The organism is Actinomadura sp. DC4 (genome assembly GCF_030406325.1).
In the GTDB taxonomy this organism is placed as follows: Bacteria; Actinomycetota; Actinomycetes; order Streptosporangiales; family Streptosporangiaceae; genus Actinoallomurus.
In genome coordinates, this window is the sequence record NZ_JAUEQY010000013.1 from 1 (window position 1) to 14,149 (window position 14,149).

General features: G+C 71.1%; 12 protein-coding genes and 1 pseudogene. 4 read left to right on the forward strand and 9 right to left on the reverse strand.

The annotated features are described in order from the left end of the window. From QWU11_RS21605 to QWU11_RS21620, 4 genes and pseudogenes are all read right to left on the reverse strand, one after another. Positions 1-222, reverse strand: a pseudogene (locus QWU11_RS21605) (carbohydrate ABC transporter substrate-binding protein); the annotation flags it as partial. Further along, complete coding sequence (ugpC, locus tag QWU11_RS21610) at positions 219-1,565, reverse strand: sn-glycerol-3-phosphate ABC transporter ATP-binding protein UgpC (protein ID WP_290115980.1); 1,347 nt, start codon at positions 1,563-1,565, stop codon at positions 219-221. The pseudogene QWU11_RS21605 and the gene ugpC, both read right to left, overlap by 4 nt. A 115-nt stretch (positions 1,566-1,680) precedes the next feature. Next, positions 1,681-2,829 carry an acyl-CoA dehydrogenase family protein gene (locus tag QWU11_RS21615; protein ID WP_290116348.1) on the reverse strand — a complete coding sequence of 383 codons (1,149 nt, stop codon included), beginning with the start codon at positions 2,827-2,829 and terminating at the stop codon, positions 1,681-1,683. Between the two features lie 120 nt (positions 2,830-2,949). Then, positions 2,950-4,068 (reverse strand): Xaa-Pro peptidase family protein, encoded by a 1,119-nt coding sequence (locus QWU11_RS21620; protein WP_290115981.1) that lies wholly within the window; start codon positions 4,066-4,068, stop codon positions 2,950-2,952. A 307-nt stretch (positions 4,069-4,375) separates the two neighbouring features. Here QWU11_RS21620 and QWU11_RS21625 point away from each other — a divergent pair, with 307 nt between their 5' ends. From QWU11_RS21625 to QWU11_RS21640, 4 genes are all read left to right on the forward strand, one after another. Beyond that, complete coding sequence (locus QWU11_RS21625; RefSeq protein ID WP_290115982.1) at positions 4,376-5,872, forward strand: SpoIIE family protein phosphatase; 1,497 nt, start codon at positions 4,376-4,378, stop codon at positions 5,870-5,872. 33 nt (positions 5,873-5,905) lie between these two features. Beyond that, positions 5,906-6,820, forward strand: a complete 915-nt coding sequence (locus QWU11_RS21630) for a 5'-3' exonuclease (RefSeq protein ID WP_290115983.1) — start codon at positions 5,906-5,908, stop codon at positions 6,818-6,820. Positions 6,821-6,925: 105 nt separating this feature from the next. After that, positions 6,926-7,426 (forward strand): hypothetical protein, encoded by a 501-nt coding sequence (locus tag QWU11_RS21635; protein WP_290115984.1) that lies wholly within the window; start codon positions 6,926-6,928, stop codon positions 7,424-7,426. A gap of 158 nt (positions 7,427-7,584) precedes the next feature. After that, the gene (locus QWU11_RS21640) at positions 7,585-8,280 is read left to right on the forward strand and encodes a Crp/Fnr family transcriptional regulator (protein WP_290115985.1); all 696 of its coding nucleotides are present in this window, start codon (positions 7,585-7,587) and stop codon (positions 8,278-8,280) included. A gap of 598 nt (positions 8,281-8,878) precedes the next feature. Here QWU11_RS21640 and QWU11_RS21645 read toward each other — a convergent pair. From QWU11_RS21645 to QWU11_RS21665, 5 genes are read right to left on the reverse strand one after another with little or no spacing between them, the layout of a single operon-like run. Continuing rightward, positions 8,879-11,617 carry a DEAD/DEAH box helicase gene (locus tag QWU11_RS21645; RefSeq protein WP_290115986.1) on the reverse strand — a complete coding sequence of 913 codons (2,739 nt, stop codon included), beginning with the start codon at positions 11,615-11,617 and terminating at the stop codon, positions 8,879-8,881. A 50-nt stretch (positions 11,618-11,667) separates the two neighbouring features. Continuing rightward, the gene (gene tatC / locus QWU11_RS21650; protein ID WP_354670876.1) at positions 11,668-12,546 is read right to left on the reverse strand and encodes a twin-arginine translocase subunit TatC; all 879 of its coding nucleotides are present in this window, start codon (positions 12,544-12,546) and stop codon (positions 11,668-11,670) included. Between the two features lie 38 nt (positions 12,547-12,584). Continuing rightward, a complete protein-coding gene (gene tatA / locus QWU11_RS21655; RefSeq protein WP_290115987.1) occupies positions 12,585-12,905 on the reverse strand; it encodes a Sec-independent protein translocase subunit TatA in 321 nt (106 codons plus the stop codon). Between the two features lie 60 nt (positions 12,906-12,965). Next, complete coding sequence (locus QWU11_RS21660) at positions 12,966-13,154, reverse strand: hypothetical protein (RefSeq protein WP_290115988.1); 189 nt, start codon at positions 13,152-13,154, stop codon at positions 12,966-12,968. A 22-nt stretch (positions 13,155-13,176) separates the two neighbouring features. After that, positions 13,177-14,115, reverse strand: coding sequence for a WYL domain-containing protein (locus QWU11_RS21665; protein ID WP_290115989.1), 939 nt, complete (start codon positions 14,113-14,115; stop codon positions 13,177-13,179). Positions 14,116-14,149: the final 34 nt, after the last annotated feature.

A 14,149-nucleotide genomic window follows, 5' to 3' on the forward strand; every position in this document is an offset into this window, starting at 1 on the left:
CTTCGCCCCCGTCTGCTTCTCAAAAGCCGACAAAACCTTCTGGAAGTTCGCCTGCTCCGGACCCGTCCACTTCGCCGCGACCTCAATGGTCGTGCCCTTGAGCTCCTGCGTACCAGTGCTCGCCTTGTCGGAGGTCTTGGAGTCACTGTCGCTGCACGCCGCGGCGGTGACGAGCAGTCCCGCCGCGGCCACCGCGGCGGTCCACCGCGTGTTCATTCTCATTTGTCTTCCTCCTTGGCCTCGTCGCCGGCCTCGTCGCCGGTCTCGTCGCCGGTGGGGGCCGCCGTCTCGTCCTCGGGCGCGGCCTCGGGTGTCTCCGCGGGTGTCTCCGCGGGCGTCTCGGCGGCCGGTTCCTCGGCGGGTTCCGACGGCAGGTCCCAGATCGCCGCGCTGGTGTCCAGGTCGAAGAAGTGCAGCCGGGTCGTGTCGACGCTCACCTCGACGGCGTCGCCCACCTTGACCTCGGTACGGGGGCTGAAGCGCGCCACCACGACCGTGTGCGGCGTCTCGAGCTCGCCCAGGACGTCGCTGCCCGCATCGCGGGCGAGCTCCTTGGTGTCCTCGGTGACGACCGCGCCCGCCTCGATGGTGAAGTGGACCATCACGTCCGAGCCCATCGACTCGACGAGCTCGGCCGTGGAGGTGAACCGGCTCCCGTCGGTGGCCTCGGCGAGCGAGGCGTCCTCCATGTCCTCGGGCCGTACGCCGACCGCGACCGAGCGGCCGATGTACTCGCGCAGCGCGGGGCGCTGTTCGAGGACCCCGGCGCCGACGCGCAGCTCCTGGCCGCCGACGTTCAGCCGCAGGTCGTCCTCTGCACCGGACAGCTCGCCGCGCAGGAGGTTCATCGCCGGGGAGCCGATGAACCCGGCGACGAACAGGTTCGCCGGCCGGTCGTACAGCTCCTGCGGCGGCGCGACCTGCTGCAGCTCGCCCTTCTTCATCACCGCGACGCGGTGACCGAGGGTCATCGCCTCGGTCTGGTCGTGGGTGACGTAGATCGTGGTGACGCCGAGGTCGCGCTGGATGCGGGCGATCTCGGCCCGCATCTGGACGCGCAGCTTGGCGTCGAGGTTGGACAGCGGCTCGTCCATCAGGAAGGCCTGCGGCTCACGTACGATCGCGCGGCCCATCGCCACGCGCTGCCGCTGGCCACCGGACAGGTTGCGCGGCCTGCGGTCGAGGTACTCCTCCAGGCCCAGCGTCTGGGCGGCCTCGTCGACCCGCTTGCGGATCTCCGCCTTCGGCAGCTTGCGCAGCGTCAGGCCGAACCCGATGTTCTGCCGGACCGACAGGTGGGGGTAGAGCGCGTAGCTCTGGAAGACCATCGCGACGTCACGGTCGCGGGAGGGCACCCGGTTGACCACCTTGCCGCCGACGCTCACCGTCCCCTCGGAGATCTCCTCCAGTCCGGCCACCATTCGCAATGCCGTGGTCTTGCCGCACCCTGACGGCCCCACGAGCACCAGGAACTCACCGTCAGCGATGTTCAGATTCAGATCGCCGACGGCACGAGTGCCATCGGGATAGACCTTGCCAACTCGGGCCAGGACGACCTCGGCCACCGCGCCTCCTCATAAATGTCCCAAGCACGCCTCAAGAACGCGTGCCAGAGTCCTACTCCTCCTTTTGCCAAGGCGCAGGATTTCCTGAAGGAGAGCGCTCTTCGTAAAGAGATCGTTACCTCGGGCGCGTCAACCGGCGCCCGATCACGATGCGCTGAACCTGATTCGTCCCTTCGACGATCTGGAGTACTTTCGCCTCCCGCATATACCGCTCGGCCGGGAAGTCACTGACGTATCCGTAGCCGCCGAGCACCTGGACGGCGTCGGTGGTCACCCGCATGGCGGCGTCGGTGGCGAAGAGCTTGGCCATGGCCGCGTGCGTGCCGTACTCCAGTCCGGCGTCGCGGCGCCGGGCGGCGGTGAGATAGAGCGAGCGCGCGGCCTCGACGGCCGTCGCCATGTCGGCGAGCATGAACTGCAGCCCCTGGAACTCCCCGATGGGCCTGCCGAACTGCTTGCGTTCGCGCGCGTACCCCACGGCCGTCTCCAGCGCCGCCCGCGCCACCCCGACCGCGCAAGCGGCGATGCCCAGGCGTCCCCCGTCGAGGGCGGACAGCGCGATCGAGAACCCCTGGCCCTCCACGCCGATCAGGTCGCCCGCCGGCACCCGTACGTCGTCGAAGCTGAGCTGCGCGGTGGGCGAGGAGCGCAGGCCCATCTTCTTCTCCGGCGGCGCCGGGTGCAGGCCCGGCGCGCCGGCCGGGACGTGCAGACACGACACGCCGCGGCTCTTCTCGGCGGAGGTGCGCGCGAAGACGGTGTAGAAGTCGGCGCGGCCGCCGTGGGTGGTCCACGCCTTGGTGCCGTCCAGCGCGTACGTGTCGCCGTCACGGCGGGCCTTGGTGACCAGCGCCGCCGCGTCGGAGCCCGAATGCGGCTCGGACAGGCAGTAGGCGCCGAGCATCTCGCCGCCGAGCATGTCCGGCAGCCGGCGCTCCCGCTGCTCCGCGGAGCCGTACGCGGCGATCGGGAAGCAGGCGAGGGTGTGCACGCTCACGCCGAGGCCGACGGCGAGCCAGCCTGCCGCGAGCTCCTCGACCACCTGGAGATAGACCTCGTACGGCTGCCCGCCCCCGCCGTACTCCTCCGGGTAGGGCAGCCCGAGCAGCCCGGCGCGGCCCAGCGTGCGGAAGACCTCGCGGGGGAACCGGCCGGCCTCCTCGTCGGCGGCGGCGCGCGGCGCGAGCTCGGCCGCGACCAGCTCACGGGTCAGATCGAGCAGGTCGCGGGCCTCTGGTGTCGGCAGTTCGCGCTCAGGACTCAGCTCGGCTCGGCTCATCGGTCCACCCGCCTCCCGTGTCCCTCCTCGACGTTGAGGAAGGGACTCAGGAAAATAGTAGGACGTCCGACTAACCGGACTCGCCGCCGGGTCGCGCCCGTACGCTCAGGCGTCCACGACGATGAGGTCGTGCGTCACGTGGTTGACGCTCTCGTGGCCGTCGGCCGTGCACACCACGATGTCCTCGATGCGGGCGCCGTGCGCGCCGGGGTAGATGCCCGGCTCGACGGAGAACGCCATCCCCGCCTCGATCGGCTCGGTGTTGCCCGCCACGATGTAGGGGTCCTCGTGCGTCTCCAGGCCGATGCCGTGGCCCGTACGGTGGATGAACCACTCGCCGTACCCGGCCGCCGTGATGATGTCGCGGGCGGCCGCGTCGACGGCCTCGGGCGTGACCCCGGGGCGTACGGCGGCGCACGCGGCGGCCTGGGCCTCCTGGAGCACCGCGTAGTAGGCGCGGAAGTCGGCCGGGGCCTCGCCGACCGCGTAGGTGCGGGTCGAGTCGGAGCAGTAGCCGCTCGGCATGGTGCCGCCGATGTCGACGACGACGGGGTCGCCGGGCCGGATCACCCGGTCGGACAGCTCGTGGTGCGGGCTGGCGCCGTTGGGTCCGGAGCCGACGATCACGAAGTCGACGACCGCGTGGCCCTCGGCGACGATCGCCTCGGCGATGTCGCGGCCCACCTCGCGCTCGGTACGCCCGGCCTTGAGCAGGCTCGGCACGATCCGGTGGACGCGGTCGATCGCCGCCCCCGCCTCGCGCAGCGCCTCGACCTCGGCCCGGCTCTTGCGCATGCGCAGCTCGCGCAGGACCGTACCGGCGGCGACCTGCTCGGCGCGGGGCAGCGCCGCGCGGAACCGCAGCGCCATCACGGCCCACATGCGGTCGGCGACGCCGACGCGGGCCAGATCCGCGGGCAGCCGCCCGGCCACCAGCGCGAACGGGTCCTCGGACTCGCCCCACGGCACCATCTCGACGCCCAGCGCGCCGACCGGGGACGCCTCCGCCGCGGCGAGCTCCAGGCGGGGCACGACGAGGAAGGGGTCGCCGGTGGCGGGGAGGACGAGGCACGTCAGGCGTTCGAGCTGGATGGCGTCGTAACCGGTGACGTAGCGCAGATCGGGTCCGGGCGTGAGGAGCACCGCCCCGAGTCCGGAGTCGGCAACAGCCTGCCGTGCCCGCTCCAGGCGATCGGGCTCGAACGGTGATGTCGCGCTGGTCAACGTCGCCACCTCTCAATGATTGGCACCTGCGTGGATTCGCTTGCCGGGGCAATCTACCGGGCGGCCCCGTCAGGACGCACAGGCCGGCGCACGTTCCGTCGCTCTGTGCGATCGTCACATCGCGTACGGTATGTATCGCTAGGATAGAACCCGCGCGCGTCGCACGTACGAGGTGGTCGCGCCCGCCAGATCCCAGATTCTCATCCGCTACGACTCCTCCCCAAAACCAGGTCCTGCTCCTCCGATGCCCGGAGTGACTACTCTAAGTAGCCGGTCGAGTGCGGGCGATCACATCGAAAGCGGTCTCATGGGCATCCCTCACGACATCCCGCAAGACAAGGGCGGCGAGTCCGCCGAACCGGCGGCCACCGTCGACCAGCTCCGGGTCGAGATCGAGCAACTGCACGCCGCCGCCCATACGACAGCGGTACTCGAACAGGCCAAGGGCCTCATCGCCGGGCGGCTGGGCTGCGGCCTCGCCGCGGCGCACACCCATCTCCTGGAGGTCGCGCGCGACAGCGGGGTCACCCCCGAGGTCACCGCGCGCATGCTCCTCACGCCCGAGCCGGGCACGTCCGCCGCGCGGCCGGCGCCCGGCGCGGTCATCGCGCTCCCCGGCGCCTCCCGCACCCCGCCCGCGCCGCCGCCCGGGCCGGCCCCGCCGGCCGCCGGCGACCTCTGCGCGCAGATCGAGCAGACGCAGCGCATCGGCAACCTCGGCTGGGGCCTGTGGGACCTCGTCGCCGGCGAGATCCACTGGTCCGACCAGCTCTACTGCATCTTCGGCCGCGACCCGGCCGAGGGACCGCTGCCGCTCGACCGGCTCCCCGAGCACGTCGTCCCCAGCGACGTCCCCATCGTCGTCCACCTCGTCCGTACGCTCCTGGACGGCAGTGAGAAGGTCGACAATGAGATCCACATCCTGCGTGGCGAGGAGACCCGCGACGTACGGCTGATGGGCGAGCCCGTGCTCGACACGTTCGGCGTGCCCGTCGCGGTCCGGTGCGTCTGCCAGGACGTCACGCGGTGGCGGCTCGGCGAGCGCACGCTCAAGGCCTCCCGCGTGCAGCTCGAACGCCGCCTCATCGCCGCCGAGCGGCACCAGGCGATCGAGATGCAGCGCTCGATCCTGCCCCTGCCGGAGGGCATCGTCACCAAGCCCGGCCTTCGCGCGGCCGTGCGCTACCTGCCCGCGGGCCATTCGGCGCGGGTCGGCGGCGACTGGTACGAGACGACGGCGATCGAGGGCGACGGGGTCTTCCTCGCGATCGGCGACGTGTCCGGCCACGGGTTGCAGGCGGCCGCGGCGATGGCGCGGTTGCGCAACGGCCTCAGCGGCCTGGCGTTCTCCGGCGCGGAGCCCGACCGCCTGCTCGGCTGGCTCAACCGGCTGACGATGCACTGGCCGACGTCGCTGACCGCCACCGTGCTCGCCGGCCGGTACGACCCGGAGGAACGCACACTGACGTGGTCCCAGGCCGGCCACCTGCCGCCGGTGCTCGTCCGCGACGGCAAGGCGGTCACGCTGGAGCCACCCGAGGGTGTGCTGCTGGGCGCGATGGAGGCGCCGGAGTTCGCCGTCGAGACGACCTCGCTCGAAGCCGGCGACCTGCTGCTGCTCTACACCGACGGGCTGGTCGAGCGGCGTGAGCGTGGCCTGCAGGACGGGCTCGACCTCCTGATCCACGCGGCCTCCACGGCCGCCTGCTGCGACCCCGACAGCGTCCTCGACCACATACTCGACATCTTCGGCGGGCCCAACCCCGACGATGACACCTGTGTGGTCGCCATCCGCATCGAGTGACCGCGGAGGCGCCGAGGCTGCCAAGATGGGGGCGTGGGTGGACTCATGCTGCTGGACACGCCGTCCCTGTACTTCCGCGCCTTCTTCGGCGTGCCCGAATCCGTGACCGCCTCCGACGGCACGCCCGTCAACGCGATCCGCGGGCTCCTCGACATGATCGCGCGCCTCGTACGGGACCGGTCGCCGCACTCGGTGGTCGCCTGCATGGACGCCGACTGGCGCCCGAGTTTCCGGGTCGACGCGCTGCCGTCCTACAAGGCGCACCGGGTCGGGCCCGACGGCGGCGACCAGACCCCGCCCGCGCTCGGCGCGCAGGTGCCGCTGATCGAGGAGGTCCTCGCGGCGTTCGGCATCGCCCAGGTCGGCGCGGCCGGCTACGAGGCCGACGACGTCATCGGCACGCTCGCCACCGTCGAGAAGGGCGAGGTGGACGTGGTGACCGGCGACCGCGACCTGTTCCAGCTGGTCCGCGACGACCAGCCGGTGCGCGTCCTCTACACCGCGCGCGGCATCAAGGCCCTGCAGGTCATCGGGGAGGCCGAGGTCACCGAAAAGTACGGCGTCCCCGGCCGCGCGTACGCCGACTTCGCGACGCTGCGCGGCGATCCGAGCGACGGGCTGCCCGGCGTTCCCGGCGTCGGGGACAAGACGGCCGCGGCTCTGATCACGCGATTCGGCTCATTGGATGGGGTCAAAAAGGCGCTCGATGAAGGCGAGACTTCCGGATTCCCGGCCGGAAGCCGGGCGAAGCTGGAGAAGGCGCGCGACTATCTCGGTTCCGCCGAAATGGTTGTTAGGGTCGTTACCGACATTGCACTTCCCGAGCTCGACGCGCGCCTGCCACATACGCCGCGCGATCCGGAACGCCTGGTAGAGCTCACCGACCGCTGGAATCTCGAAGGCCCGGTCAACCGCCTGCTCGGAGCGGTGAAAACGACCGAGGAATAATGGTTCGCGTCGATTGCGTCATATGGCGCAGTGCTGTGGACCACCCGGAGTTTTCATTTCAGTGAGAGGCGCACTGAAAGTTGCGCCCGACACTGAGAGGCGGTCATGTCCGCGAAACTCAGCAGGCGAACACCAGCTTACCCGGGGGATGACGAAGCTGCGTTCGGCGGCGTGAGTGCGATGTTCGCGATGGTCCAGCGGTCCAATCACGCGACCGCTTTCGCGGGGTGGATCATCGCTACCGGCGCCATGGGGCTGGTCGTCCAGATCGGCACGATCGAGTCGGCGAGCCGCTCGCCGTACGGCGGGCTTCTGGTCGCGGCCCTGGTTCCCGTGCTCGCCGCGGGGAGCCTCGTCGTCGCCCTCCTCGTACGCGCCAACCACATCACCAGGATCGCGCAGGGGGATTTCTACCGCTTCATTGCTGAAATTCCGGGTGATGCACCGGAACTGTGCGCACCGGCGGTACTCCAGCTGCAGTGGCTGACTGCGGCCACGCGCTATCGCGAAACGCTCACTCAGCAGGCGCTGACCTGGGCGTACATCACGGGGACGGCACTACTCGCCTGGAATGTCACCGCCGCGGTGATGGCGTCCGGCAGCTAGTGCCCCACATGCTGGTCGGCATCTGGGTCATGGAAAAAACCGCCCCACTCCCCATGCCCCAGGTGCCGACCTCTAGACAGCGTTCCCCTTCATTGGGTCCACTGGAGGAAATCAGGTTCAATGGCGAACCTCAGCCGGGACAGGCAGACGGGAACTCGGTGCAAGAGACCCTCGCGAACAGACAAGGTTTTTGGCAGGCACTGAACGAGTCCGAACGGACCGCGCTCCGCGCGGCCGGCCGGACTCGTGAGTACGCCGCCGGTACGCTCCTGTGCAGCCAGGGGGCCCCGCCGGACCACGTGCTCATCATCTTGGACGGCTGGGTGAAGGTGACGGCCGGGCGTGCCGACGGTCATGAGGTCATGCTGGCGATCCGCGGCCCCGCGGACACGATCGGCGAGAGCGGCTGGCTGAACGGCCGCCCCCGGTCGGCCAACGTGAAGGCCCTCAACCGGGTCCGCGCCCTGGCGGTACCCGCCGACCAGTTCGCGAACTTCCTGAACGGCCACGCCCACGCCGCCCAGGTCCTCGCCCGCGTGATGGTGGGCCGCATGGACGACGCCGACCGCCGCATGACGTCCCAGGTCGGCACGAGCGGCCCGAAGCTGCTGGCGCTGCTGCTGCTGGACCTCGCGGAGCGTTACGGCGTCCCCGGCCCGGAGAACTCCGTGGCGCTGCCGCTGCCGCTGACCCAGCACGAGCTGGCCACGATGATCGGCCGAGCGCGAGAGACGGTCGCACGGGCGCTGACGGTGTGGCGCAAGGACGGCGTGGTGGTGACGCAGCGAATGCGCATCCTCATCATGAATCCCACCGCCTTGCGCGAGGTCGCCGAAGCCGACGACGACCTCTGAACGGCCGCCGGCCGGCCGCGAGGGGGGTACGACCCCCGCCGGCGGGGGCTCGGGTAAGACTCGGCCCGCAGGCCGCAGGCAAGGATGGCACGCGCCCGCCTCGGCAGCGAGCCGCACCGCGAGACTTCGGCGGCCCACCACAGGACCACAGGACCGCACGCCGACCCGCGGCCGCTCGGTCCACGCGATCACCGCAGCGGTCGCCAGGCCGCTGAGCGAGCGCCCCGGTCGGTGGCCGGCCCGAAGTTCAGGCAGGGCCCGCCGCGGACGACCGGCCCACGTCGCGAACGGGATACCTGTTCGCTTCGCCGCCGGTGCCGGTCACCGCGACCAAGGACGTGCCGCACAGCCAGGCCGCCGTCCTCGCCGATCTCACGTCGTCGTCCTCGGTGAAGTCCGCGACAACGCCCGTGTGACGCCCGGCGTTCTCCACGTTGCGGCGGCGGTGGCCCGCGAGGGCTCTGCCGGCCGTACGAGCACGAACCCTCCGTCCGGCGCCGACGTCGCCTTCGTCCGGATCGCGGTCACGTCCGCCGAGGACCGGGCGAAGCCGGCCGGCCGAGCGGCCGGCCGCCGGGCCGGCACGGGTGCGGGAGGGTCAGGTGACCGAGGTATAGGCGACCACTCCGCGGCGCATCGCGTCCATGGCCTTTCCTGCCGTCTCCCGGATGCCGCTGCCGCGCGGCGCGGCGTCGGCGATCTGGCCCAGCAGGTCCAGCAGCTGCTTCACCCAGCGGACGAAGTCGCCCGCCGTGAGTTCCGCGTCGCTCAGCACCGCGTCCAGTTGGTGGCCCTGTGCCCACCGGTAGGCCGCCCACACGAAGCCGAGGTCCGGCTCGCGCAGGAACGCCACCCGATGGTCGCGTTCGACCTCCCGCAGGTCCTCCGACAGCCCCGCCATCTCGGCCAGCGTCTCGCGGACCGCGCCCGCCGGGATGCGCGGGGCCTTGCCCTCCTCGGTCTGCCGCGACTCGTACACCAGCGCCGACACCGACGCTGCCAGCTCCGCGGCGTCCAGGCCGTCCCAGATGCCCTCGCGCAGGCACTCCGCGGTCAGGAGGTCGGCCTCGCTGTACAGACGCCCCAGACGCCGCCCTGCCTCCGTGACGCGCTCGTCCTCCAGGTAACCGAGCTGCTCCAGCACCGCGCACACCCGGTCGAACGTGCGCGAGATCACCTGCGAGCGGCCCTCCACGCGGCGGCGCAGGTCGGCGGTCTCGCGTTCCAGGCGGAAGTAGCGCTCGGCCCAGCGGGAGTGGTCCTCGCGCTCGGCGCAGCCGTGGCACGGGTGCTCGCGCAGGGTGCGGCGCAGCTGGGTGATCTCCGGGTCCTCCCCCGTCGGCTCGGGCCGCTTGGCCGGCCGGGGGGCGTGGATGCCCGCGGTCTTGTTGCGCAGGGTCGAGGCCAGGTCGCGCCGGTGCTGGGGCGACTTGCGGCTGAACGAGGCCGGGATCCGTACCCGCTCCACCGGCTCCACCGGGCCGCGGAAGTCCATGAGCGCCAGCTGCTTCACCTGCCGGTTGACGGTCAGCACGAGCGGCGACGGGTCGTCGACGCGCTTGGCCGCGCCGGGTTCGAGGACCAGGGCGACGCCGGCCCAGCGGCCGTTCGGGATGACGATGACGTCACCCGGGCGCAGCCGCTCCAGCGACCGCGCCGCCTCGGCCCGCTGCACGCCCGAACGCGCACGCGCGAGCTCCTTCTCCCGGTCCGAGAGCCGGCGGCGGATGCCGGCGTACTCCATGAAGTCGCCCAGATGGCACCCGGCCGCCTCCAGGTAGCCGTCCAGGGCCTCCTCGTTGCGGCGCAGCTGCCGCGCCAGCCCCACCACGGCCCGGTCCGCCTGGAACTGCGCGAACGACTCCTCCAGGAGCGTGCGCGCGCGCTCGCGGCCGACCGCGCCGACGAGGTTCACCGCCATGTTGTACGACGGGCGGAAGCTGGAGTTCAGCGGATAGGTGCGGGTGCCGGCCAGCCCGGCCACCGAGCCGGGGTCGACGCCCGGGGTCCACAGCACGACCGCGTGGCCCTCGATGTCGATGCCGCGGCGGCCCGCCCGCCCGGTGAGCTGGGTGTACTCCCCCGGCGTCAGGTCGGCGTGCATCTCGCCGTTCCACTTGACGAGGCGTTCGATGACGACCGTACGGGCGGGCATGTTGATGCCGAGCGCCAGCGTCTCGGTGGCGAAGACCGCCTTGATGAGGCCCTCGGTGAACAGCTCCTCGACGACCTCCTTGAACGTCGGCAGCATCCCGGCGTGGTGGGCGGCCAGGCCGCGTTCGAGGCCGGCCAGCCACGTCCGGTAGCCCAGCACGTCGAGGTCCTCGGCCGGGATGTCCGCGACGCGCGACTCGACGTGCGCGCGGATCTCCCCGGCCTCCTCCATCGAGGTCAGCCGCAGGCCGGAGTACATGCACTGCTCGACGGCCGCGTCGCAGCCGGCGCGGCTGAAGATGAACGTGATCGCGGGCAGCAGGCCCGCACGGTCCAGGCGGTCGATGACCTCCGAGCGCGGCGGCGGCCGGAACCGCTGCGGCCGTGCCTCGCGCCGGCGGCCGCTGCGGCGGCCCTGGTTGACCTTCGTACGCCGCAGGTCGTCGAGGGCGAACCGGCGCAGCGCCGGGTTGACCTTGGCGTGCTCGGCGTTCGGGTCGTCGGTGTCGACGAACAGGTCGTACAGCCGGTTGCCGGCGAGCATGTGCTGCCACAGCGGCACCGGCCGGTGCTCGTCGACGATGACCGTCGTGTCGCCGCGTACCTCCTGCAGCCACTCGCCGAACTCCTCGGCGTTGCTGACGGTCGCCGACAGCGCCGCGAGGCGTACGGACTCGGGGAGGTGGATGATGACCTCCTCCCAGACCGCTCCGCGAAACCGGTCGGCGAGGTAGTGCACCTCGTCCATCACGACGTAGGCGAGCCCGGACAGCGTCCGCGACCCGGCGTACAGCATGTTGCGCAGCACCTCGGTCGTCATGACGACGATCGGGGCCTCGCCGTTGATGGTGTTGTCGCCGGTGAGCAGCCCGACCCGGCCGGCGCCGTAGCGGCGTACGAGGTCGGAGTACTTCTGGTTCGACAGCGCCTTGATGGGCGTCGTGTAGAAGCACTTCTGCCCGCTCGCGAGCGCCAGGTGGACGGCGAACTCGCCGACGATGGTCTTGCCCGACCCCGTGGGGGCCGCGACCAGGACACCGTGGCCGTTCTCCAGCGCCCGGCAGGCGTCGACCTGGAAGAAGTCAAGGTCGAAGTCGTACAGGCTCTGGAATTCCGTCAGCGCGGGTGTGAAGCCGGCCATGCGCTCACGATTCGCGGCATAGCGCTCCGCGGGGGTCGTCATGGTCCAAGCCTACGGAAGTGCCGGGCATGGGACGGCAACCCGCCCCGCGATCATGAGCGCGGGGTGTCCTCCAGGTCGTCCACGTCGTCCCGGTCCTCCAGCGGCGAGGCCTCGTCGTCGGAGAGGCCGGCGTACGGGTCGGGGCGGGCGGCCTTGCGGCGGTCGTGGAAGTACGCGATGACCTCGGCCACCTCGAACAGCACGACGGTGGGCAGGGCCAGCGCCAGCATCGTGAAGGGGTCCTGGCTCGGCGTCGCCACCGCGGCGAAGACGAAGATGCCGAACAGCAGCGTCCGGCGCCACTTCCTGATGCGCTCGTGGGTCAGCACCCCGGCCAGGTTGAGCACCACGACGAACAGCGGCAGCTCGAACGTCGCCCCGAAGATCAGCAGCATCGCCACGGCGTAGCTGAGATAACTGGTGATCGTCACGAGCGGGACGACGTGGTCGGGGGTGAAGCCCAGCAGGATGCCCAGGCCCTTGTCGAGCGTGAGGTACGCGAGGCAGGCGCCGGCCGCGAACAGCGGGATCGCGCCGGCCATGAAGACGTACGTCCAGCGGCGTTCGCGCTGGTAGAGCCCTGGCGCCACGAACGCCCAGAGCTGGTAGAGCCAGATCGGCGAGGCGAGGACCAGCCCGATGATCACACAGATCTTGATCCGCAGCACGAACGGGTCGAGGATGCCCGTCGTCGTCAGCGCGCACTGGCCGTTGAGCCGGTTGGACTGCGGGATCTGGCAGTAGGGGTGCTGGAGGACCCGCCAGATCGGATCGTAGAAGATCCAGCCGACGACCGCTCCCGCCAGGACCCCCGCGATCGCCTTGAGGATCCGGTTACGCAGTTCGCGGATGTGCTCCATCAGCGGCATGCGGCCGTCCGGGTTGGACGGTCGCTCGTCACGCCGCCGGGACACCTTCATCGCCGACATGTGATCTGGGGCTCCGGCTCGTCAGGACAAGGTCAGGACTAGGACTGCTTGTCGTGCTCCGTCTGCCGCAGCGGCACACCGTTCGCACCGCCGTCGTTCACGGGCGGGTTGAGCTGCTGGGGCCCGGCCTGTGCCTCCAGGCGGGCCGCCTCGGCACGCAGCCGTGCCGCCTCGGCACGCGCGTCGGTGGGCGCGTTGTTCTGCTTGTCGTCATCGTCGCCGATCAGACCCTTGGTCTCGGACTTGAAGATGCGCATCGAACGGCCGAGCGAACGCGCCGCCTGCGGCAGCTTCGCCGAGCCGAACAGCACCAAGATGACGACCGCGATGATCGCGATCTCCCACGGGCCAAGATCCATGACAGTCCTCTTCAGCAGTGGCCGGTTCTCTCCCGATCGTACGCCGTCCGGGAGGCTGGCTCATTCTCGCGCCCGCTCCAGACGCCGTGCCGCGGTCCGCAGGGCCGAACGTTTCGGCTCCAGACCCGCCTTGGCCTGCTGGAGTTCACGGCCCAGGCCACGGACGGCCACGAACACCTTCACGGCGCAGGCGGCGATGACGACCAGCCCGGCGAAGGCCAGTCCCAGGAACAACATCACCCACGGCACACGGTGAGACTACACGGGACGCTCAGGTGTAAAGCGCCAGCGCCCGCTCGGCGTCGTCGCGCACCTCTCCGGCGAGCCCGGCGGGGGCCATGACCACGCCGCTGCCGGCCAGCCGCAGCGCCAGGCGGCGTACCCACCGGGTGTCGCGGGTGCGGAGCTCGACGCGCAGCCGCCCCTCCCCCAGCTCGGTGACGCTCTCGCACGGGTAGTGGTCCGAAACCCAGCGCCCGGCGGGCGTGAGCTCCAGGATCACCCGGATGTCGTCCGGCGTCGGCCGGAACAGGCCACGGTCGACGTCGACCGGCTCGGCGTCCTCAGGGATGCTCGCGGCGGTGTCGAGGACGGCCAGCTCCACGATGCGGTCCAGGCGGAACAGCCGCACCGCCTCGGCCCGGCGGCACCAGCCCTCCAGGTAGGACCAGCCGTCGACCAGCAGCAGGCGCATCGGGTCCACGTCGCGGTCGGTGTTCTCGTCGCGGCCGGGCACGTAGTAGGTCATCCGCAGCCGCCGGCCCTCGTCCAGCCCCTCGCGGACGCGTACGAGCACGTCCGGGCGCACGTCGACCTGCACCGAGACCTGGCTGCTGGGCCGCGCGGCGCTGCCTGCGGCGGCCTCCAGCTTGGCGAGCACGCGGCTGAGCGCGTCGCCCCGGCCGGGGATCTCGGCGAGCGTGCGCAGCGCCACCAGCAATGCGGACGCCTCGTCCACGTCGAGCCGGAGCGGCCTGCTGATCGACTCGGCCTCGCTGACGACGATCTCGCCGCCCTCGTAGGACAGGTCGATCGGGCAGTACGGGTCGGGGGCGCGCAGCTCGACGCACCACAGGAGGTTGAGGTCGTCGATGAGCTGCTTCTCGGTGACCTCGAACGCGGCTGCCGCCTCCGCCACGCTCACCGAGGTACGGCTGATGACGTACGGCACCAGCGCCAGCAGCCGCGTCAGCCGGTCCGAGGAGCTCATGAGCCCTCCTCCGTCGGAGGAGTGGCCAGAGCGC